The 22726-nt window shown below is 39.1% G+C and carries 27 protein-coding genes; all 27 read right to left on the bottom strand.

Translation table 11 applies throughout. The annotated features are described in order from the left end of the window. Positions 1-7: 7 nt before the first annotated feature. Positions 8-1387: a DUF342 domain-containing protein gene (locus AB3N04_RS18665; protein ID WP_368504076.1), complete on the bottom strand. Its 1380-nt coding sequence runs from the start codon at positions 1385-1387 to the stop codon at positions 8-10. 76 nt (positions 1388-1463) lie between these two features. Next, entirely contained in the window at positions 1464-2219 is a 756-nt protein-coding gene (locus AB3N04_RS18660) for a FliA/WhiG family RNA polymerase sigma factor (protein WP_368504075.1), read from the bottom strand. A 23-nt stretch (positions 2220-2242) separates the two neighbouring features. Then, on the bottom strand, positions 2243-2731 hold the full coding sequence (locus AB3N04_RS18655; protein WP_368504074.1) for a chemotaxis protein CheD: 489 nt from the start codon (positions 2729-2731) through the stop codon (positions 2243-2245). Further along, the gene (locus tag AB3N04_RS18650; protein WP_368504073.1) at positions 2724-3362 is read right to left on the bottom strand and encodes a chemotaxis protein CheC; all 639 of its coding nucleotides are present in this window, start codon (positions 3360-3362) and stop codon (positions 2724-2726) included. The genes AB3N04_RS18655 and AB3N04_RS18650 overlap by 8 nt, the downstream gene beginning before the upstream one ends. A 21-nt stretch (positions 3363-3383) precedes the next feature. Then, positions 3384-4433 carry a chemotaxis response regulator protein-glutamate methylesterase gene (locus AB3N04_RS18645; RefSeq protein ID WP_368504072.1) on the bottom strand — a complete coding sequence of 350 codons (1050 nt, stop codon included), beginning with the start codon at positions 4431-4433 and terminating at the stop codon, positions 3384-3386. Between the two features lie 38 nt (positions 4434-4471). Then, entirely contained in the window at positions 4472-5335 is an 864-nt protein-coding gene (locus tag AB3N04_RS18640; protein WP_368504071.1) for a MinD/ParA family protein, read from the bottom strand. Further along, positions 5325-6467, bottom strand: coding sequence for a flagellar biosynthesis protein FlhF (gene flhF, locus AB3N04_RS18635; RefSeq protein ID WP_368504070.1), 1143 nt, complete (start codon positions 6465-6467; stop codon positions 5325-5327). Before flhF ends, AB3N04_RS18640 begins: the two co-directional genes overlap by 11 nt. Next, complete coding sequence (gene flhA / locus AB3N04_RS18630) at positions 6464-8500, bottom strand: flagellar biosynthesis protein FlhA (protein WP_368504069.1); 2037 nt, start codon at positions 8498-8500, stop codon at positions 6464-6466. The genes flhF and flhA overlap by 4 nt, the downstream gene beginning before the upstream one ends. Before the next feature lie 31 nt (positions 8501-8531). Then, a complete protein-coding gene (flhB, locus tag AB3N04_RS18625; RefSeq protein WP_368504068.1) occupies positions 8532-9623 on the bottom strand; it encodes a flagellar biosynthesis protein FlhB in 1092 nt (363 codons plus the stop codon). Further along, entirely contained in the window at positions 9623-10399 is a 777-nt protein-coding gene (fliR, locus tag AB3N04_RS18620; protein ID WP_368504067.1) for a flagellar biosynthetic protein FliR, read from the bottom strand. Before fliR ends, flhB begins: the two co-directional genes overlap by 1 nt. Beyond that, a complete protein-coding gene (fliQ, locus tag AB3N04_RS18615; protein ID WP_317122625.1) occupies positions 10399-10668 on the bottom strand; it encodes a flagellar biosynthesis protein FliQ in 270 nt (89 codons plus the stop codon). The genes fliR and fliQ overlap by 1 nt, the downstream gene beginning before the upstream one ends. 12 nt (positions 10669-10680) lie before the next feature. Further along, positions 10681-11385, bottom strand: coding sequence for a flagellar type III secretion system pore protein FliP (gene fliP / locus AB3N04_RS18610; RefSeq protein ID WP_368506098.1), 705 nt, complete (start codon positions 11383-11385; stop codon positions 10681-10683). Further along, complete coding sequence (gene fliO, locus AB3N04_RS18605) at positions 11385-12086, bottom strand: flagellar biosynthetic protein FliO (protein WP_368504066.1); 702 nt, start codon at positions 12084-12086, stop codon at positions 11385-11387. Before fliO ends, fliP begins: the two co-directional genes overlap by 1 nt. A gap of 34 nt (positions 12087-12120) precedes the next feature. Beyond that, positions 12121-12483, bottom strand: coding sequence for a response regulator (locus AB3N04_RS18600; RefSeq protein ID WP_317122623.1), 363 nt, complete (start codon positions 12481-12483; stop codon positions 12121-12123). 22 nt (positions 12484-12505) lie between these two features. Beyond that, the gene (gene fliY, locus AB3N04_RS18595) at positions 12506-13741 is read right to left on the bottom strand and encodes a flagellar motor switch phosphatase FliY (RefSeq protein ID WP_368504065.1); all 1236 of its coding nucleotides are present in this window, start codon (positions 13739-13741) and stop codon (positions 12506-12508) included. Beyond that, positions 13734-14726, bottom strand: a complete 993-nt coding sequence (fliM, locus tag AB3N04_RS18590; protein ID WP_368504064.1) for a flagellar motor switch protein FliM — start codon at positions 14724-14726, stop codon at positions 13734-13736. The genes fliY and fliM overlap by 8 nt, the downstream gene beginning before the upstream one ends. A 48-nt stretch (positions 14727-14774) precedes the next feature. Then, positions 14775-15206 carry a flagellar basal body-associated protein FliL gene (fliL, locus tag AB3N04_RS18585; RefSeq protein ID WP_368504063.1) on the bottom strand — a complete coding sequence of 144 codons (432 nt, stop codon included), beginning with the start codon at positions 15204-15206 and terminating at the stop codon, positions 14775-14777. Position 15207: 1 nt separating this feature from the next. Further along, positions 15208-15420, bottom strand: a complete 213-nt coding sequence (locus tag AB3N04_RS18580) for a flagellar FlbD family protein (protein ID WP_368504062.1) — start codon at positions 15418-15420, stop codon at positions 15208-15210. 97 nt (positions 15421-15517) lie between these two features. Then, positions 15518-16306: a flagellar basal body rod protein FlgG gene (gene flgG / locus AB3N04_RS18575; protein WP_368504061.1), complete on the bottom strand. Its 789-nt coding sequence runs from the start codon at positions 16304-16306 to the stop codon at positions 15518-15520. A 72-nt stretch (positions 16307-16378) separates the two neighbouring features. Then, positions 16379-16765, bottom strand: coding sequence for a TIGR02530 family flagellar biosynthesis protein (locus AB3N04_RS18570; RefSeq protein ID WP_368504060.1), 387 nt, complete (start codon positions 16763-16765; stop codon positions 16379-16381). A gap of 16 nt (positions 16766-16781) precedes the next feature. Further along, on the bottom strand, positions 16782-17279 hold the full coding sequence (gene flgD / locus AB3N04_RS18565) for a flagellar hook assembly protein FlgD (protein WP_368504059.1): 498 nt from the start codon (positions 17277-17279) through the stop codon (positions 16782-16784). Positions 17280-17288: 9 nt separating this feature from the next. Continuing rightward, positions 17289-18551 carry a flagellar hook-length control protein FliK gene (locus AB3N04_RS18560; protein WP_368504058.1) on the bottom strand — a complete coding sequence of 421 codons (1263 nt, stop codon included), beginning with the start codon at positions 18549-18551 and terminating at the stop codon, positions 17289-17291. Positions 18552-18571: 20 nt separating this feature from the next. Then, positions 18572-19135: a MotE family protein gene (locus AB3N04_RS18555; protein ID WP_368504057.1), complete on the bottom strand. Its 564-nt coding sequence runs from the start codon at positions 19133-19135 to the stop codon at positions 18572-18574. A gap of 16 nt (positions 19136-19151) precedes the next feature. Beyond that, a complete protein-coding gene (gene fliJ / locus AB3N04_RS18550; RefSeq protein WP_368504056.1) occupies positions 19152-19589 on the bottom strand; it encodes a flagellar export protein FliJ in 438 nt (145 codons plus the stop codon). 11 nt (positions 19590-19600) lie between these two features. Then, positions 19601-20908 carry a flagellar protein export ATPase FliI gene (gene fliI / locus AB3N04_RS18545; RefSeq protein WP_368504055.1) on the bottom strand — a complete coding sequence of 436 codons (1308 nt, stop codon included), beginning with the start codon at positions 20906-20908 and terminating at the stop codon, positions 19601-19603. Then, positions 20886-21713, bottom strand: a complete 828-nt coding sequence (fliH, locus tag AB3N04_RS18540) for a flagellar assembly protein FliH (protein ID WP_368504054.1) — start codon at positions 21711-21713, stop codon at positions 20886-20888. Before fliH ends, fliI begins: the two co-directional genes overlap by 23 nt. Continuing rightward, positions 21706-22722: a flagellar motor switch protein FliG gene (fliG, locus tag AB3N04_RS18535; RefSeq protein WP_317122610.1), complete on the bottom strand. Its 1017-nt coding sequence runs from the start codon at positions 22720-22722 to the stop codon at positions 21706-21708. Before fliG ends, fliH begins: the two co-directional genes overlap by 8 nt. Between the last annotated feature and the right edge of the window lie 4 nt (positions 22723-22726).

Raw genomic sequence — 22726 nt, 5'->3', positions numbered from 1 at the left:
CAACTCCTTAGAGGCTTGAAATGGTGATCTCACTATCTATTAAGGTAACTTTTGCATATTGATGCTTACTAACAAGCTTTCGTCGGTATTTGCCAAAATGAATAAACACATTGGGATAGAAAGAATCTTTGGCACTTATTGATCCCCCCTCAAGCGGACCGCCTAGCTTATCCAAGGATTCGAGAATGTCATTAGATTCATCCAATAGCTCCTTAGCCGTTCTAAAAGAATGTTGAATTCGCAACACCATGATCTTCTCTTTTCCAACTAATGATTGTTTCTTCTGTTTTTCTATGTATACTTTTAATAACTTTCCTAATTTCGTTAAATCATCTTGTGCTTTTCGTTTAGTTGACTCTGTATCTTTTTGCTTTTTAAGTAGTTGTTCATTAGCACCAATGAATAGAGACGTTTTCGTTTGCATATCATTACCAATTGTTCTAGCATGAACGCCTTCACCTGCAGATAAAACCCCTCCTACAATATTCCCTTTGCCCCGTGTGCAAATGATCGTTTTCTCCGCTGTACATGTACTATGTAAGATTGCTTGTGCCACTTCGATCGTCCCACCAACTTCTACATTTCCTTCATTGATAAAGGTTGTTTGGAGATCCCCCTTGGCTTTTAGAAAACTTTTATGCTGGCCTACAATGCCTGCACCTACAAATATAGAGCCACCCGCTGTAAGATGAGCTCCTTCAACTGTGCCTCTAACTCGAATGTCCCCATCCGCTTCGACGATAAACCCAGTAGGAACATTACCATTTATGACGACATTCCCAACAAATGAAATATTCCCTGTCTTCATACTCAGGTCACCTTTAACTTCATAGATCGGATGAACATGAATACGTTTATTCTCTATACTTACCTGACCGTCAATAAGAGAGTAAATCGATTGTTCATCTTCACTCACCCTCGTATTTTTCCCTGCTCTTAACGTGAAGTCTTTCCCAGGTTTTGCAGAGATCTCCTCACCGAGAACGTTTTTTCCATTTTGTCCAGAAGTAGCAGCAATCTTTTGCCCTACTTTATCTCCCTCTCGTACCGACTCAATGTCTAGAACATCCTTTAAATTCACTTTCATTTTCCCATCATCTGCTACTTTTTCCTTCTTAAATAAAATAGGCAGTAAGTAAGCTGCTGCTCCTTGCTTTTTTGGAAGCCCTCGAGCAATTAAAAGTGGCGAATCAAGATTGACTCTATTTGAAAGAGAGTGAAGGGATTCTTCAATCATTCCAAAAACGATTCCATGCTCATGAACCCATTCTTTTACTTGACCTATATCAATCGTTTCTTCTTGATTCGTTTTTGCATGTTGAACCACTGTAGCTTCCATCTTATTACTTGTAATGGTTATCTGGTAGTATTGATCAAGATCGATCACAACATCAACCCTTTGTCACAATTTTATAGGGGTATCCTTTTAGTTGACATCTAGCATACCATTGCCTATAAAATCGTTATTTGATAAGCTGCTTCATTCTAAATAGTGCTTTGGAATGGATTTGTGAAATACGAGATGTTGATAAATCAAGTGCATACCCTATTTCAGTTAACGTTAACTCATCGAAATAAAACAAGCTAATAACAAGTTGTTCTTTCTCTGTTAATTTCGATATCACTTTCCCTAGTTCCTCTTTTGTAACCTCGCTAAGAAGATGCTGTTCAGGTGTTTTTGACTGTTTGTCGATAATGGTAGCAGCAAATGACTCATTGCGATCTGAATCACTAGAGCGATCATCAATTGAAAGCAGATTGGATAGAAAATGTTCATTTGTTATTTGGTAAACTTCCTGTTCAGACATGTCTAGTTCACGCCCTACTTCTTCCGCTGTGACATTACGCCCGTACTCTTGTTCTAGGCGTTGAATACAAGCTTCTACTCTTTTAATCTTCTCTCGCATCGAACGAGGCAGCCAATCCTCTTTACGTAACCCATCAATAATAGCTCCGCGAACTCGAAAAGAAGCATAAGTATCAAATTTTAAATCTCTATTAGCATTGAATTTCTCTAGAGCATCGTATAAGCCGAGCATGCCATGGCTGATTAAGTCATCTTTTGAAACATTCTTTGGAAGTCCTACTGAAATTCGTTGTACGTGATAGTTCACAATCGGCATGTATAAGCGAATTAATTCATCACAAGCATGAGGATCGCGACTTTTTAACCACTTATCCCAAATTTTCTGATTTTCATTTGTTGTTACACTTGCCATACTTGTCCCTCCTATCATTTTCTTTAAATCGCAGCAGTTCCCTGATTAACCGTTCGTATATGTAAAGTTTTTGTTAATGGATCAAACTCAATTGTTCGACCACTTTTCCCACCAACATCTTCTGCAAGAATGGGAATCTTTGATTGTTTAAGGGCCAATTTTACTGCCTCTACGTTCCTTGGACCAATTCTCATCAAGTCACTGCCACTTTGAAAGGTAAACATTTGGGCACCACCAGCAATTTTAGCTTTTAACGAAAAAGCACGTGCACCTTGGCTGAGCAGCTGCTTGATCAATTCTTTAATCGCGGAATCAGCATATTTAGCAATATTTAATGTTGCCTGCTTCGATTGACTGGAATCTGGCAACATAATGTGAGCCATACCAAATACATTGGTCATTTCATCATAAATGACTACCCCAACACATGAACCAAGCCCAGATGTCCTTATTGTATTGGGAGGGGTGGCTACCTTTAAATCGGCCATGCCAACTTTAATCACTTCACTCATTCACGTCCACCCCTAATGATTTAAAGATAACTTGAAACGAATCGGGATCAGGCAACAAAAAGAAATGCCCAGCAGTCTGCTCCTGTGTTTGACCAACTTCAGAAATATGTGTATCAATCACCAAGGCATGATCTCCTGCAGCAGAAAGAGCAACGAGTCCATAATTCAAAATAGCACCTACCATATCAATACTTAAGCCAGGTACAGTTGGTTGCAGATTAAGGTTGGTGAAATCTGCTAACGAAGAAAGATAGGACCCAGCGAGGATATTCCCAACTTCCTGTAGAGCTGAAAGACCAATTTGATCAAAAGGAGGTTTGCTCAATTGAAAATCATCATTGCCTGTTAAAGATTGAATCAACTTTTCTGCTTGCTGTACTTCAGATAGATAAAACATGCTTCCTGGAGCATCGCCTTCAATTCGTAAAAAGATGGCTACAACCTCTGTATCTGCGCCCCCAATCTGCTCAGGCAACTCTTGCAATGAAACAACCCTGACATTTGGCACGTTCATATCAATTTTACGTTTTAACAATGTCGATAATGAAGTAGCCGCATGTCCAGCCCCTATATTTCCTATTTCTTTTAATATATCTAAATGAAATGAGTTTAATTGATTTAAGTCTTTCAAAAGAATCTCCCCTTTCACCCTCTACACCTGACGCATGATATGATCACTTATCTGGTCAAGGTCTATGACCTCATCAATCAATTTTGATTCAATCGCTGCTTTTGGCATTCCAAAAACGATGGAGGTATTCATTGATTCAGCTATTGCAAAACAATTACCACTCTCTTTTAGTGATTTCAAACCTACTTTTCCATCTGACCCCATCCCGGTCATGATCACGGCAATTTTCTTCAGGTCAACATAGGTTGCTAAAGATTCAAAAAGAACATCTACAGAAGGCCTGTGTCCTCTTCTTGCCTCTTCTTGATTCAACTGAATGGAATAAGATTGGCCCACTTTTTTTATAATCATATGAAAACCACCAGGTGCTATATAAGCGACACCACTGCGTAGAAGATCACCATCTGCCGCTTCTTTCACTTCGATATCGGCTAAGGTATTTAAGCGATTCGCTAAGGATTGGGTGAAACCTTTAGGCATATGTTGAACAATCACAATAGGGGCGTCTATGTCTTTTGGTAGACGTGTCACTACTTCTTTTAGCGCTTTAGGTCCTCCTGTTGAAGTTCCTATGGCAATGATTTTCTTTTGTCTGTTATTGCTTTCCTTTCTCACCTCACGTACGAGCTTCCGAGGATGATGCGTAGTTTTTATTTCTTGATTAATATTTGCTTTATAAGCGAGCTTCACTTTTTTCACGATCTCTTTTTCAATGATGTGAAGATCAAGTGAAATAGCCCCCGATGTCTTAGCTACAAAATCAACCGCTCCGTACTCCATTGCAAGAAGCGTTTGTTCTGCTCCTTCTTTTGTTAGACTACTAATCATAACCACAGGAACTGGTGCTTCCTTCATCAATTCCTTTAATGTATCTAACCCATCCATAATAGGCATCTCAACATCTAACGTAATCACATCTGGCTTTAATGTTTGACGCTTTATAAGAGCTTCTTGACCATTTCTAGCGGTACCCACTACTTGCATATTCACATCTTTATCGATCATGTCACTGATGACTTTCCGCATGAAAGCAGAATCGTCAACGACTAGAACATTGATTAACTGTGCCATATGACCTTCACCCCTACTATTCATATGGAGTTCACTTCCTACCTTTTCACCAATCGACTTCTTATTGATCTTATAAAACTACTAAAGGATATAGTTAGTTGGTTACTCGACTCACCAAGATAATGATTAACAAGTGACTTCATCGCCAAAGACACCTCTGAGCGGGGGGCAAATAAGACGAAAGGGGTTTGCGCTTTTACTGCCCGACTCACTGTACGATCATCAGGCAAGGAACCAAGTAATTGAATCTCTTTGTCCAAAAATTGTTTCGTAACCCTCGTAAAATTAGTAGCTGTTTGGTCGCCTTCTCGTGTCGTTTCTGCTCGATTGACAATAATAGATAGTTGCTTGTCCTCATCTTCTAAATGAATGTATTTCACCATTGCATAGGCATCTGTTATTGCAGTCGGCTCTGGTGTGGTTATTACTAATACCTCGTGGGCAGCGAGAATAAATTTAATGCTTTCTTTTGTAGCCCCTGCACCCATATCCAAAAAGACATAGTCAAATTCATGTTCCAACGCACCCAATTGTGTAAAGAAACGCTCCAGTTGCTCAGAATTTAGCTCTACAAATTCAGATAAGCCAGAACCACCTGCTAAATAAGAAATCTCTTTAGGGCCTTTTTCGACGATATCCCAAATCGTTAATTGGTTTTTTAACATATCGATAATATGATGGCTAGCAGTAACTCCCATTAAGATATCAAGGTTTCCCATCCCCATATCCATATCGATAATCGCCACTTCTTTACCTGTATCTCTAAGCGTTAGAGCAAAATTCAGGCAAACATTTGATTTCCCTACTCCACCTTTACCACTTACAACTGCAATGACCTTTGCTGATCCTTGATGATGTGGGTTCACAATCCGTCGCAAACTTTCTGCTTGGTCATTCATCATGATCACCTGTAAATAAAGGTTCAACAAGTTGGTGAATCGTCGCTTCTGACATATCATCAGGTACGTTTTGACCGTTTGTGATGTAGGCTACTCCTAATCCATATTCAAGCGGAACATTTATAAAGGCCCCGTAGGAGGATGTCTCATCGCGTTTTGTGAAGATAACTTGTTTAATCGGAATCAGGCTAAATTGAGAAATGATCTTTTTCATATCTTCATATTTAGAGGTAAGAGCTAAAACGAGTATCGTTTCCGCCTCTTCATTAAAATCCATTACTTTCGATAATTCTTCTACATATAATTTATTTCTAAAATTACGTCCTGCAGAATCAACTAAAATCACATCATAGTGTTGATACTGTTCTTTTGCTTTCTTAAAATCTTCAACTGAATATGCGACTTCAATCGGGATATTTAATATTTTTGCGTACGTTTTTAATTGATCCACCGCCGCGATACGATACGTATCTGTCGTGATGAGCACCACTTTTTTCTGTTGCTTTAGGACGCACTCTGCTGCTATTTTCGCAATGGTTGTGGTCTTCCCAACACCGGTAGGGCCAACAATATTGATGACTTTTTTCTCAAACGTCAATCCTTTAACAGGAACAGTGGAAAGCTCACTAAGTAAAAACTCAGAAGCTTCAGCTTCAAGATTTACTGAGGTATTATTTTCACCCTCTTTGTTGTACCAGTCTTTCAGAAGATTTTTTAAAAGTTCAAGGCGAATGGACTCGCTCACTCCATGAGCTTTCAGTCGATCTTCTATCTTTTGAAAAGGGGCTGGATATTGTTGTTCTACTTGATTAGACGTTGAATGGATCCCTTTGACAAGTCGTTTTAGCTCTTCTACTTCTTTCATTAAACGTTGATCTGACCCATGCGTTTGAGTGATAGAAGGACTTCTTTTTTCAACTGGCTTAATTTGAGGCTTTTCCTTTGTTAGCGGTTTGGAGTCAGGTACAGGATCAACAGCCGCTACAACCTCAATTTTCTTTGTGGTAAAAAAGCCAAGAAACCCTCCCGATTCCACTTCTTTAGAACTTAAAATAACAGCTTCATCCCCAAGTTCCACGCGAATTTGTTTCATTGCTTCATGCATTGTGTTTGCTGTATATTTTTTTACTTTCATTCTACATTCACCACTCCAACACTTTGTACTTCAACATTTGCCTCTAGCTCATTGTACGAAAGAACAGGAACATGAGGAAGGTAACGTTCAAGTAGCTGGCGTACATACATTCTTACTGCAGGTGAACAAAGGATAACTGGCACTTGCCCCATTTGCGATAGTCGATCTGTTTCTCCAGCCGCTGACTCTAATACACGCTGAGATTCATTTGGATCCATCGAAAGGAAGTTTCCATGTTCTGTTTGTTGAACGCCATCTGCAATCTTCTTTTCCACACTGCCACTTAATGTAATGACATAAAGCGGTTCCCCTGGTGATGTAAATTGCTTCGAAATTTGACGTGACAAGGATTGTCTAACGTATTCCGTTACTAGGTCCATATCTTTTGTCATTTGCCCATAATCAGCTAATGTTTCAAAAATGATCGGCAAGTTTCGAATCGAGATGTTCTCTTTCAATAAATTTGTCAACACCTTCTGCACTTCTCCAGTTGAAAGAGTATTAGGAGTGACTTCTTCAACGAGCGCAGGGTATGTTTCTTGTAAATGCTCGACCAATTGTTTGGTTTCTTGTCGTCCCAGTAATTCATGAGCATGTCCTTTGATTACTTCAGTTAAATGAGTCGAAACAACCGATGGTGGGTCAACGACTGTGTAGCCTGAAAGCTCCGCTTGCTCTTTCATTTCTTCGCCAATCCAAAGGGCAGGAAGGCCAAAAGCAGGCTCAACTGTATCCACTCCAATAATAGACTCATCTTCGACTCCTGGACTCATCGCCATGTAATGATCTAGTAAAAGGTCACCCTTTGCTACTTCATTACCCTTAATTTTTATTGTATATTCGTTTGGTTGTAGTTGAATATTATCACGAATACGAATCACCGGAACGATCATACCAAGCTCTAAAGCCATCTGCCTTCGAATCATTACGACTCGATCAAGTAAATCTCCTCCCTGGTTTGCATCTGCTAATGGAATTAACCCGTAGCCAAATTCAAATTCAATCGGATCAATTTGCAAGAGGGAAACAACACTTTCAGGTGATTTCATATCATCTTTTTCTTCTACTACTTCTTCAGTTTCATCTCGTTCTAATGTCTGTTTTTCAACCCTCTTTAGCTGAAAAGCTCCAAATGCTAGCAGTCCTGCTACAGAGAATGTTACAAACTTATCAATCGGTGTTGCGACTCCTAATAAGAAAATCGTCGCCGCCGCTACATAGAGCATATTAGGGAAGGCTAATAATTGTTTATTTAGATCTTGACTTAAATTGCCATCTGAGGCAGCTCTCGTGACAATAATTCCTGTTGCGGTTGAGATTAATAGGGCAGGGATTTGACTGACCAAACCATCTCCTACTGTAAGAAGTGTGTAGGTAGTAGCAGCAGTACCTAGATCCATTCCCATTTGCATCATCCCGATAACGAGGCCAAAGATCATATTAATAATAACGATAACAATACCTGCGATCGCATCCCCTTTAACGAACTTACTCGCACCGTCCATTGCACCATAGAAATCAGCTTCTTTTTCAATTCGTTCACGACGGCCTTTCGCTTCAGCATCAGAAATCATGCCGGCATTCAAATCGGCATCAATACTCATTTGTTTACCAGGCATCGCATCCAGGGTAAATCGCGCTCCTACCTCTGACACACGTTCTGCCCCTTTAGTTATGACGACAAATTGAATAATGATTAAGATTAAAAAGACGACAAAACCAACGAGCGCATTTCCTCCTACTACGTAATTCCCAAAAGTATCAATGACATTACCAGCCTCAGCATTTCCGAGAATTGATCTAGTCGTCGACACATTTAACCCTAACCGAAACAACGTTACAAGTAATAACAACGTCGGAAAGATAGAAAATTGCAGAGCATCATTCGTACTCATTGCCACTAGAATGATAATGAGTGCAAGAGAGATATTAATTACAATTAAAAAGTCCAGTATTCCTGGGGGTAATGGAATTATGAGCATAATGACGATTAAAATAACGCCCAGTAATACCGATAAGTCTCTTGCTTTCACAGAACTTCTCTCCTAACCTTTTCACAAAAAATTATGTCACTTGTTTATTTTTCAATCGGTATACATACGCAAGCACTTCAGCTACTGCTTTAAACATATCCTCAGGTACTTGATCGCCTATTTCTGCTTGACTATATAGTGCACGAGCTAACGGTTTATTCTCTACCATAACAACATCGTGGTCACTTGCTAATTTCTTGATTTTTTGTGCGACGTAGTCAACACCTTTGGCGACAATAATAGGGGCCTCTGATTTTGACTCATCATATTTTAAAACGATTGCATAGTGTGTTGGGTTTGTGATGACAACATCCGCATTTGGCACTTCCTGCATCATGCGCTGCATCGCCATTTCCATTTGTTTTTGCTTACGTTTTGATTTGATTTTGGGGTCACCTTCCATATTTTTATGCTCATCTTTTACGTCTTTTTTAGACATTTTGATTTGTTTTTCCTGATCATAACGTTGATATAAATAGTCAGGAATCGATAAAAATAATAACAGAACAGCGACTGAGACACCCATTAAAGCTGTAAGTTGTGCGATCACATAAAAACCATCTGCAACAGACTTCTGTGAAAGCATGAATACATCTTCTAAATTGAACCAAAGAATCAAAAAAACAACGATACCAGCAAATGCGATCTTCAATAGTGATTTAAGCAACTCTACAATTGCTCTCACTGAAAAGATTCGTTTAAATCCTTTAATAGGATCAATTTTACTCAATTTCATCTGTAATGGATCCGTGGTGAAAAGTGGCCCTACTTGAACATAACTTGCAAAAACACCTGCAACCATAGCCACAAGCATTATCGGAAGAAGCACAACTGCAGCTTCCATAATAATTTCATAAAACATCAACTCGAAGCTTCTTGGTGTAACATCCATTAAGAGATACGTTTGGAAAACATGTTTAAGTAAATCTAGCAAGGTTGAACCTACAATGGCTCCGCCAAAAAACCATAAAAACAAGAATACGAGCAGTAAGATGACAGCTGTGTTCACATCATTACTCTTTGCTACTTGACCTTTTTTTCTTGAATCCTGTCTTTTTTTAGGCGTTGCTTTTTCTGTTTTTTCATCTGCAAAAAACTGCAACTTCACTTGAAGAAAGGCCATTATGCTCCTCCTAGTAGTTGTAGCAAGGTTCGCATTGCTAAAATCATTTGATCAAATAAACGTTGAACGACCATAATGAAAACAGACATATAAATGATTAACAAAGGTAGTGCAACTAAAATTTTTAACGGCATTCCGACAACAAAAACATTCATTTGCGGTACAGCTCGTGACACCATCCCAAGTGCAACATCAACTAAAAATAGAGAACCGACAATCGGAAAGGCCATTTGAAAAGCGATGATAAACATCGCATTAAACGTCGTTGCGATATAATGGACGATGTTTTCTTGTCCAAACGGTAAAAAAACTTGATCCATTGGCACGAACTGATAGCTGTAAAAGATTCCATCAAGTAGCAAATGATGTCCGTTCACTGCAAGTAAAAATAATAAGGCAAATGTATATAAATACCCACCCATTAAAGGTGATTGAGCTCCTGTTTGAGGATCAACAACGTTAGCGATCATAAACCCCATATTAAAATCAATAAAGCCCCCTGCCACTTGCACAGCATATAATAAAATCATCGCAATTAAACCCACACTCAACCCTACTAGTAATTCTTTAATGACGAGAAAAAAGAAAGTCGTATCAATTAACACTTCAGGAGTCTCTAGGGTGAATATCATGATCCAACTTAGCATAAGAGCTAGTCCGATCTTATGTGTCGTTGGAATCGAGCGGTGCCCATAAATCGGTAATACGGAAAAAAAAGCGAGCACACGTACAAACACTAATAAAAAAGCAGGTAGTAGATTTACAAACTCAATCATTACCCAATGTACCGGTGTAAATTACTAAAAATTTGGTAGGCGAAATTTGTTACCTGCGAGAGCATCCATGGACCAAAAATAACGAGAGAAGCTAATACTCCAACTATTTTTGGTATAAACGCTAACGTTTGTTCTTGGATTTGAGTGGTAGCTTGAAAAATACTAACAAGCAAGCCAAGACCTAAGGCAACTAATAGAAGTGGGCCAGCTACAAGTAACACCGTCCAAATCCCGTTTTCAGCCATACTGATGACAAATTCAGAACTCATACGAACACATCCCTAACTGAAGCTAAGCAGTAATGATTGGACAATTAAATACCAACCATCTACAAGCACAAACAACAAAATTTTAAATGGTAGGGCGATCATAACGGGTGGTAACATCATCATCCCCATAGACATTAAGACACTTGCTACAATCATATCAATCACAAGAAAAGGTACGAAAATTAAAAAGCCAATTTGAAAAGCTGTTTTCAATTCACTAATAGCAAAAGCAGGTATTAGTGCTGTTAGAGGAATGTCATCAAGTGACTGAGGCCTCTCCATTCCTGCATACCCCATAAAAAGAGCCAAGTCTTTTTCTCTCGTATGCTTAGCCATAAATTCCTTCATCGGAATAGCCGCTTGTTCTAACGCTTCTTCTTGTGTCAATTCACCGTCTAAAAATGGCGTTAGAGCTTGTTCGTTCACTTCTGCAAATATCGGTGCCATGATAAAGAAAGTGAGGAACAAAGCCAAACCAATTAACACTTGGTTCGGAGGCATCGATTGAGTCGCTAAGCCTTGTCTTACGAATGAGAGAACAATCACAATTCGTGTAAAGCTGGTCATTAGGATTAGAATACTTGGTGCCAATGATAAAACTGTTAACACCAATAATAATTGAATCGTTGTGGCAACATTAGCAGGCTCATTTGACAAGAAATCAACATCTAACCCCGGGATTTGAGTAATGGCAGGCATTATTAATTGATCAACCATCATTTATCTCTCTCCCTAACTGCATCTTGAATTTGTTTTTGTGATGTTGAAACATCTTTTAGCTGTTTCCCTAGCAACGCTTTGAATGCTTCTTCATTCCCATTCGCTTTAGAAGAAGTTTTTTCATTTCGATTGAGTAATCCATTCATTTTTCCGAGAAGACTTGATAATGGTTGGTCGATTTGCTCAAATTGTTTTTCTTGAAGCTCAATAAAGCGTTCGATCTCACGTGAATCATCAAGTTCCTTTAAAAGTTGAATGGAATCGCCTACTCCAACGACTAGAAGACGATCTCCTACTTTAACTAACTGTACTGAACGGTTGGCCCCGAGCGGCACACCGCCCATATTTTGCATTAGTTTTGTCGATCGGTATGACTGTGAGCGCTTATTGACAAAACGTAGGAGCATATAAATAAGAAATACGACAAAAGCAAGAGCTGCCATCATTTGAATAAACATAAGAAACGGACTTTGGTCGGTCATTGGAACGGCAAGTACTTCTTCAGTATTCGGTGATTCTACTAAATCGGTCGTTTCTTCTTCCATAACCGTTTGTTCATTTTCTGGACTCTGTTCGCCTTCTTCAATCGCCTCACTTACGGTGCGATTTTCTCCTTCACCCTCAGCACTGACTTGATTACTCCAACCAAAAACTAAGAAAAAGCTTAACAAAAGAGCCGCCACTACAGGCTTGCACATATATGGTGACACCCCACTAACTTTACTTAACACTTTAGCCAAGCGTTTTCTTAATCGCTTCAAGAACACGATCAGCTTGAAATGGTTTGACAATAAAATCTTTAGCTCCTGCTTGGATCGCATCAATCACCATTGCTTGTTGCCCCATCGCAGAACACATTATCACTTTTGCGTTTGGATCGATTTTTTTTATTTCTTTTAGAGAAGTAATACCATCCATTTCTGGCATCGTAATATCCATTGTCACAAGATCAGGTGAGAGCTCTTCGTACTTTTCAACAGCTTGAGCTCCGTCGTTAGCTTCTCCTACTACATCAAATCCATTTTTTGATAAAATATCTTTGATCATCATGCGCATAAACGCTGCATCATCTACTATTAATACTTTGTGTCCCATTTGGGTCCCTCTTCTCTCCAATTTATTTCAGATTACGAATCCGATCTTCTTGACTAACAATATCCGTTACACGGACACCGAAGTTCTCCTCAATTACAACCACTTCACCTTTGGCAATGAGCTTTTGGTTCACAAGGATATCGACCGGTTCACCAGCAAGCTTATCTAGCTCAATAATGGACCCTTGACCTAATTCAAGAATTTCTTTAATCGATCTTTTTGTCCGACCTAACTCGACTGTTACTTGCAAAGGAATGTCTAACAACATATTTAAATTATTTGATTCATGATTGGATAAAGGTGCTGGTTCAAAGTTTGAGAATGCTGCTGGTTGAACATCACTCTGACGCCCATTAACACTATGCATACCTGAACCTATATGTTGCTGTTCCCTTGAATGCGAACTTGCTTGAGTGGGCTCAGGGTAACTTGATTGAGTCATACCTTCTTCTCGTGGTGACTCGATCTGTCTTGTTTCTGCTTGTGTTGACGGTTCTTGTGGCATTTCTATTTCTGGAAAGCTTTCATCTACTGGTAGCTCTTCATCCATTGGGTTCATTAAGTCATTCACTAGCCCTTTTGCAAAAGTAACCGTTACAAGTTGCATAATGTTTGAGTCGATCAGTTCTCCGACCTTTAAGCGGAATGAGATTTTCACTAAAATTTTATCGCCTGGAACATTTGATGTGCCTACATTATGTTTTAAATCCATCAGGTCAATTCCTGGTGGGGAGATATCTACACGTTTGTTGAAAACCGTTGACATGGACGTAGAAGCAGAACCCATCATTTGATTCATTGCTTCTTGAACAGCACTGACATGCATATCCGAGAGTTCGCTTGCTGGATTGATTCCATCACCACCAAGCATCAGATCAGCAATAATGGCTGCATCGCCCGTTTTGATGACTAGCAAATTCATCCCTTCAAAGCCCTCAGTATATTCAACATGAACCGCTACATGAGGTTGTGGAAACTCTGACTCTAGTTTTTCACTTTCGATTAAAGAGAGTGTAGGCGTTGTAATTTCAACCTTTTGATTTAATAAAGTAGATAGCGCGGTAGCTGCACTCCCGAATGAAATGTTCCCGATCTCTCCTAGGGCATCCTGTTCGATATCTGTTAAGTAATCACCAATAATCAAATTAGAGGATGACGGGGCTTGTTGTTCCTTTGTTTCGTCTACTTGATCATCTTCATTACCAATGCCTTTAAGTAGTTCATTTATTTCGTCTTGGGAAAGCATGTCATCATTCATCATCATCTGCCTCCTCAATTACATCCGTTACTTGAACGGCCATTTTATTTTTCATCTTTCCTGGTTGAGCGTGGAACTTCTTTTCTCCTCCGACCGTTACAAGGAGTGGTTCGTTTATTAATTGATTTAGTTCAATGACATCACCAACACCTAAGTTTAAGAACTCCTGGATTGTTATTTCAGAACGCCCAAGTTCAGATTGAAGCAGCAGTGGTGCTTTTTTGATCTTCGCTTCAATCGCTTCTTTTTCACCTGGTTGATGCTGTTTTTTCTTTTCTTGCATCCAGTAATGAACGGAAAGCTTAGGTAATACATCTTCTAAGACCACATGCGGGAGACAAATATTAATCATCCCTGATGTTTCCGCTATTGTGGTCGATAGTGAAATCACAACAACCGTTTCATTAGGGGAAACCATTTGCAGAAATTGCGGATTAACTTCAATTTCTTCCATCACAGGATCCATTTCGACCACTGTGCTCCATGCTTCTTGAAAACTATCTAATGTGCGTTGAAACAGCTGAGACATGATACGTGTCTCAATCTCTGTTAAATTTTCAACCTTATTAATGCTTACACCTTTTCCACCAAGCAATCGATCGAGCATAGCATACGCAATATTAGGGTTCACTTCCATTAAAAGACGACCTTCTAATGGATACGGTTCAAACACATTTAAAATCGTCATCTTTGGTATCGAACGAATAAATTCCTCATAAGGAAGTTGATCAACCGATGCTACTGAAATTTGAACAAACGTCCGAAGCTGAGCTGAGAAGTAGGTCGTCAACAATCGTGCAAAATTTTCATGTATACGAGATAAACTACGAACTTGATCCTTTGAGAAGCGTAGTGCTCGCTTGAAATCGTACACTTTTATTTTCTTTTCAGTTTCTTCTTTCTTGAGTTCATCAGCATCCATTTCTCCAGTAGAAAGTGCCGATAACAAAGCATCTATCTCACCTTGTGATAAAATGTCAGCCAAGAGCCTCACCTCTCAATCTATCTACACAATGTTATAAACAACCATCAACTATTGAATAACCCAACTAGTTGTATAAACCTGCACAACAGATCCATCTTGCAGAAGTTGATTAATTTGATCGCGTATTTCTATTTCTAATTCTTCAATCCCTACTGAACCCGAGAGCTCAGGAGATTTTTTACCTGATAAAGTGCGCAAAATAATATTTTCGACTTGAAAATCTCGCTTTTCGATTTCTTTTAATGCTTCTTTACTATCAACATGAATATGAAATTGCGTACGGACGAAATCATTTGATAGGAGATTGGTTGTAATTTCATCAGTCACATAAGATTGGGCAATAATCTCATCAATCGTTGGCTCAGCACTCGCTTCAGGCTGCTTCGTAAAATGATTGAATAGAACAAGAGTAATGACTCCGACTAATGTTAGTGCAATAAGAATGATAAGCATGATGTTCACGAGCTTATTTTTAAACAAATCAAGAGCCCTCCAAATCTGTATGAGATGCTATAAGACCAATTTCTTTGTAACACTGATTAATACGTTTAAACACGTCTTCAAGCTCATCTTTAACGACGATTTTCTTTCCATTAACTAATGTAATCGTCGTGTCTGGAAAAGCTTCTACTTGTTCAATCAATAAGGCATTAAGCATGAATGGTTGCCCATTTAAGCGAATTAATTTAATCATAAGAATATGGATGGGCTAGGTGGTTAACCATAGCCCAAACCTCCTCCACTTATAAGATAATTTAAGTGAACCTAAACTGCCGCCTGAACGGTACCTATTAACGCTTCAAATTAACAAGTTCTTGTAATATTTCATCTGACGTTGTGATAATACGAGTATTCGCCTGGAACCCTCGCTGTGCTACGATCATTTCAGTAAATTCCTCTGATAAATCAACGTTAGACATTTCAAGCGTACCAGCGACGAGTGTTCCTGTACCACCATTACCTGGTCCGAATAAATTGGCTGGACCTGAGTTAGTTGATTGTAAGTACAGGTTTTCTCCAGCTTTTGTTAAGCCTTCTGGATTGGCGAAGTTAGAAAGCTGAACCGTTCCAGCTGTAGCTAAGTCTCCAGTTTCATTAATGTAGCTTACGATCCCATCTGCCCCTACACTAAAGCTTTGAGCTGTAGGCGGAATATTGATATTACCAGCAGCCCCTTGTAAGTACAAACCATCTGAATTGACAATATCGCCCGCTTGATCCAAATAAAAATTCCCTGCTCGTGTGTAATAATTGATTGGTCCATCAGCTACCGTAAAGAAGCCATCTCCTGAAATCCCTAAGTCTAGCGCACGGTTCGTATTTTGTAAGCTTCCTTGGGTGTGAATCGTATCGACACTCGCAATTTGTGAACCTAATCCTACTTGTCTTGCATTGACACCCCCGCGGCCAGCACCTGGCCCTGTAGCACCAGCAATTTGTTGGCTCACCATATCTTTAAATGTTGCACGACCTTTTTTAAAGCCGAATGTGTTTACGTTTGAAATGTTGTTCCCAATCACATCTAACTTTGTTTGAAAGTTTCTCATTCCTGAAATTCCTGAGTACATTGAACGTAACATGTATGTCACTCCTTTTAGTGTATGCTGCTTCTATCATTCGGCAGCGATGGCCTCCCAGTAGGGTCCAGCCTTTTAGTCCATCAAAATCGTTCCGTTAATATTTGTAAATATCTGAGCCTTTGCTTCATTACGGTCCAATACGGTTATAACTGTATTGTTTTTAGCACTTACGACGAGTGTCGCGTTATCAGTTATGACCAAAGAATCCGTGATCCCTTTTTGTTTTGCTTCCGCTACTTTTTCTGAAATCGCCTTCCATTTTGCCGAATCAATTTCAATTCCTCTTTTATCCATTCTCTCTGTCGCATGTCTACTTACTTTTAAAGAGTTTGGTAGATGTAATTGATTATTCAATACCGTTTGGAAAGAGGTGTCAGTTACTTGCCTTTTGGGGATTTCTTTCTTAGAAAAAGGTTTCGGAAGGGAATGAATAGGTTGAATTTGAAACCCTTTATTCATTTATACACATCCTTTACTAACTAGTTTCACTTTCCTTTTCACTCGGCTTGTTTGTTCCTTGATTTTGATCGCCACTTACTTGAGTAAGCTGTTCATGATGAATCCAACGATTATTATCTAGTAAAATTCGGATCGTGCCGTCAAATTCTACTTTGACTGATTGAACTTTATTATCGCTGTATTGAAGCTCTGTTCGATAATCATCCACATCGACTTCCTGAACCCATTTCACTTCTTTTCCAATCAATTCACTAAATTGAACAAGGCTTTGACTTGTTTGAGTATCGACAAATTTTTGAATCGTCTTGTTCATATTCGTCATTTGCTCAAGAGATGAGAATTGTGCCATTTGGGCAATAAATTCACGATCATCCATAGGATTAGATGGATCTTGATTTTGAAGTTGAGTGATTAATAGTTTTAAGAAATCGTCTTTACCAAGTGCACTTTGACCAGTTGTAGACGTTGGTTTAGGCTTATTTTGAAGAAAGTAACTTTCGTTAATCGTAGTCATACTCATCACCTACACTTTTTCGTTAATCGTTAATTCTTCCAAAAAGGCTCGAAAAGAATCGTTCTCATCTTCTGATTCTGCATCATGTTTTTCTTGATTGTCTCTCTTTTGGTCTTTATTGGAAGATTGATCATCCTTAATACTTGTTTGGTGCTGATTGACAACTTCAACCCTTTCAACATTTAATTGTTGATTGGTAAATGCTTGACGGAGGTGTTGCAGCTGAGACTCCACGAGTTCTTTTGCAGTTGCTGAACTTGTTAGTAGTTTTGCCACTAACACACCTTCAATTTGCGTTAACTGGATATCAAGCCTTCCTAAATGGGCTGGGAAGAGTTTCACAGAAAAATGATTGATTCCCGCTTCATTTGCTTTAAATACTCCTCGTTGCATTAATTGTTGAAATTGCTTTAACAGTTGTTCTTGTTGCACTTCTTTTGGGAGCTGTTCTCCAATATGAATGACTGCTTGCTGAATTCTAGTCATCATTTGCCCTGCATCAAGCCCAAATTGTGGCAACAGCAAACCTTGATTTGGTTGCTTGTTCACTCCTGACCGTATGAAAGAAGAGATCTTGTCCTCTTTTTCGATCATTAACTTTTGTAGAGCATTTATAAATAATGGTTCGTTAGTCGAATCTTGCTTTATAGGCAGATTCATAGCACGCAAAGTCCCTTTGGAAATTTGCGTCATTTCCTCTACTAATCGTTGTAATTGCCCAACGATCCTTTCAATCTTTAGATCCATTCTATCCATTTGCTGATCAGTTCTAAGCATTGGGAAAAGTTGAACCAATACGTTGTTTACTTCTTTTGAAAGTATGGAAGATGATCGTTGAACTGCTTTGTTCTCGATTATTTGACTAATGACGAGACCAGCCACAATTAATTGTTCATCCGACCAACCTGGCATATCCTCAATCAACGTTTCATTAATACGAACCGTCATTTCTAAAGATTCATTAAGGTTCAACCATTCAGCAAGTTCTTCTTGCCAACTCTCTGGCAGAAACGAAAGTAATGTCTGTATCGTTTCATCCTTTAGCAATTCATCTTGATCAATTTCAATGTCTTGCTCTAATAATGACTGAAGCCAATTCATTACATCGAATGACGGTGTTTCAGGTTCCGTCATCAGCATCACATCTGGTGCAGACTGACTTCCTAATAGTTGTGCGAACTGCCCTGAGTTCGGTAGCCCTGCACCGACCTTCATTGATGAATGAGATGCCGCGGTTGATGTAGGGGTAAGCATTGCCATAACTGCGTTCACTTCTTCACCTCCTTTCACTCTTATTGATTCGTCAAACGACTCATCAATTCTGCTGCCCTTGAGGCTTCCATTTTTGCTAAGATTGCAGCTCTTGAATCAGTAGATAGTTGTGAGAGATGAAGAAGAGCCTCTTCGGTTTGTAGCTCAGATAAGATAGCTGCTGCATTTTTAGCAGACATAGCCTCATATGTTTTGGCTATCTCTGTTAGCTCCTTGGTAGCTCTATTAGACATTTCTTGCTCAACGAGCAATTTTTGCTCTAACTCTAATTTCTCAGTTTCAAGCTCTCTTACTCGTTCATTACGTTCAGCCAACTGTTGCTCTAGCGAGGAAATTTCATTTTGCTGCTCTTCACTCGCTTCAATGTGGTTTGTAACCATCTCTACTTCTATTTCTTCTTCTTGTTCTTTAAATAAACTAGATACATAAGGTATAGATGAGCTTACTTGTTTGGCCTGTCCCCATACATCAAACCCAATGATATTTAGAATGACACTAAAAAAAATGATCCCAAAAATGACTGGTATAAAGATGACAAGAACAAACATTTGAAATGCACTTGTCGTTTTTTCTTTTTTGCTCATGTTCTTTCACCTAATTTCAACGCTTTTGAAAAAGTTGAATGGCAATGTCATCCATTTGTTCGTTTTCAAGACGAGTTTGCTCTTTTTTGTACTGTTCAAATTTAACTTGCTTTAATTTTTCATATTTTTTGAATTCGATTGAATGCTTCACCATATCTTGTTGCTTCATAGTCATCCGTTCCCTTGCTCGCTGTGTCGTTCGTTGCTGTTCATTAATCGCTTGCTGCATACGAAGTAATTGGGATTGGCTTGATTGAAGCTCATAAATCGAAATGCCTTTCGCTACTTTTTCCCTACCTGCTTCTTCAAGATTTTCCTTCTTTTTCAGTAAGTCATAAAGCTCTGTAGCGACACGTTCAAATTGATCCATTGCTTCTGTGTATTGATTTTGGCTTGTTTGACGTTCCTGTTCCTTTAGATTCATCACTTTTTGTAGGGTAAAATCAAAAGACACCTATACACACCTCACCCGAATTGTTTCATTAACAAATTTGTAGATTCATCGATTGTCATCATTTCATTTGTCGCTTGAGTAAGAAAGGAGATAATCATAGGGTAAGCTGCAATAGCTTCATCAATTTCTTTAGAAGATCCTCGCTTATAAGCACCAATGTTTATTAAATCTTCTGCTTCTTCATATGTAACTAATAACTTCCTCACTCGATCAGCTGCTTGTCTATGTTTATCATCAGCTAAATCAGGCATAAGCCGACTTACACTTTTCAATACATTAATAGCAGGGAACTGTCCTCTATTAGCGAGACGGCGATCAAGCACTAAGTGACCGTCAAGTATCCCTCGTACCGCATCAGCAATTGGTTCATTCATATCGTCCCCATCTACTAATACGGTATAAAAAGCCGTTACACTTCCTTTAGCATCCGTACCAGAGCGTTCTAAGAGCTTTGGTAACATCGCAAATACAGATGGTGTATACCCTTTTGTAGTAGGAGGTTCTCCAATAGCCAGCCCTACCTCCCGCTGCGCCATCGCAAAACGAGTAACCGAATCCATCATTAAATTGACATCAAATCCTTGATTCCTAAAATACTCCGCGATGGCTGTAGCAGTCATCGCACCTTTAATTCTCATTAAAGCTGGTTGATCAGAGGTTGCTACAACTAAAATGGTGCGCCTTAAGCCCTCTTCTCCTAAATCTCTTTCAATAAAATCTTTCACTTCACGTCCACGCTCACCAATTAAGGCTATGACATTTATATCTGCAGAGGAATGTTTCGCAAGCATTGCAAGTAAGGTACTCTTTCCTACCCCACTCCCTGCGAAAATACCAATACGCTGACCTTTTCCGACTGTAAACAAACTATCGATTGCTCTGACTCCTAGATTCATCTTCTCTTCAATACGAGGCCTTTTTAATGGATTAGGAGGTTGGTTGTCCGTTGGAAAGGAGGTCAACCCTCGTGGTAAGGCGCTCTCATCTAAGAGTTCACCGCAACCATCCACTACTTTTCCTATCAAACCGGTTCCTACTTTAATCTGAAGAGGCTTCCCGGTTGCTTCCACTAAACTTCCAGGAGAAATTTCAGCTACACCATTTAGGGGCATTAACAAAACATGCTCATCTCTAAAGCCAACAACCTCTGCCCGTACTTTTGTTTTTTGGTTCTTCCCAACGAGGATATAACAAAGATCACCAATTGATGCAATCGGACCAACCGATTCAATCATCAAGCCAACAACACGTACTACTTTTCCATACCATTTATAAGGAGAAATAGTGTGGACTGATTTAATCAGTGACTTGGTTTTCATGTCCTACCTCCTCAAGTCTTAAGAGTAGTTGTTGTTTTAGTTCATTAAGCTGATGGTCAATTGTCGCATCGATTCTGCCAAATTTCGTTTCAATTATACACCCATTTTCCGAAAGCCCGTGATCTGCATAAATGTACAGCTCTTCTGTATGAGTAACTAAACTCTGTAACTCTTCTTTTTGCTGTCTAGTTCTCTCATACCAGGAAGGATGAACGTAAATTTTCACTTCTTCATGCTCTTGAACTTCTTTGATCACTTGTTGAACTAATCGATTCCATGTAGTCGCTTCTTCCTTTAATTGAGTGCCGATCATTCGATGGCATAATTCTACAGCTAACTCAACGATGACTGGTTCAGCTCGCTCAATGATTTTGTAGTATTCATCTTTCGCACTCATAATCACACTATTTGCTTCTTCAATAACGGAAGCGTACTCTTTGAATCCATCATTTCTACCATTTATTAAACCTTCTTGGTATCCTTGCTCTTGCTTTTCTTGATAAGCTAATTGTTGCTGATTATGCGCCTCTACTTGATCGAGCTCTAGTTGATCATACATCTTCTTAATTGCGGCTTTCGCTTCACTTATAAGTTTGTTTGCTTGTTCTTCACTTTCTTTTAGACGTTGAGCGATCGCTGCTTCTGTATCCGATTGATTGATTGGGATAACTTGCTGTTCTTCCCCGGGAGCTTCATGTCCTATTAAAGGTTGAAACGTTTCATGTTGAAACAACTTTTTAATCGTAATTTTTTTAGCTTCTTTATCAGAAGAAGGGAAATGACTTGATTTGATGATTCTAGACAATGACATCATCTCCTCCGCCACGTGCAATGACGATCTCCCCTGCTTCCTCTAGGCGTCTTATGACAGCCACGATTCTCGTTTGAGCTTCTTCCACATCACGTAATCGAACAGGCCCCATAAATTCCATCTCATCTTTAAATGCTTCAGCCATTCGTTGAGACATATTTCCAAATACAATTTCTTTGACCTCATCACTCGCCACTTTAAGAGATAATTGCAGGTCTTCATTTTCAACATCGCGGATGACTCTTTGAATCGAACGATTATCTAGTGTCACGATATCCTCAAATACAAACATTCTCTTTTTAATCTCTTCTGCTAATTCAGGGTCTTGAATCTCAAGGGCGTCTAAGATCGTTCGCTCCGTTGATCGATCTACGCTGTTTAAGACATCTACCACAGCCTCAATTCCGCCTGCTTCGGTGTAATCTTGTGTCATAGTAGATGAAAGCTTTTGCTCTAAGATCGATTCTACTTCATTTATAATCTCAGGCGAGGTACTATCCATTAAAGCAATTCTTTTTGCTACATCAGCTTGCACTTCTTGTGGTAGCTCTGAGAGGATTTGTCCTGCCTGAACAGAATCTAAATAACTTAAAATTAAGGCAATCGTCTGCGGATGTTCATTTTGAATAAAATTTAAAATTTGAGATGGATCTGATTTTCTAGCAAAATCAAATGGACGTACTTGCAAGGTAGAAGTCAAACGATTAATAATATCCATCGCATTCGCTTCTCCAAGCGCTTTTTCTAAAATACTTTTCGCATATCCAATTCCACCCTGAGCAATATAGTCTTGAGCTAAGACTAATGAATGAAATTGCTCTAATATATCTTCTTTCATTTCGCTATCTACTTTACGAACATTTGCAATTTCAAGCGTTAATTGTTCAATTTCCTCCTCAGACAAATGCTTATACACTTGTGCAGATACATCTGGTCCAAGTGAGATCAGGAGGATTGCTGCTTTTTGCTTACCTGTTAACCCTTTTTTAGTTGACTGTGCCAAAAGT

Origin of the sequence: Alkalihalophilus sp. As8PL (assembly GCF_040939795.1) — a bacterium.
Classification (GTDB): Bacteria; Bacillota; Bacilli; order Bacillales; family Bacillaceae_D; genus Alkalihalophilus; species Alkalihalophilus lindianensis.
Note: the sequence above shows the minus strand (reverse complement) of the source record. Positions and strands in the feature narration are given on the sequence as shown.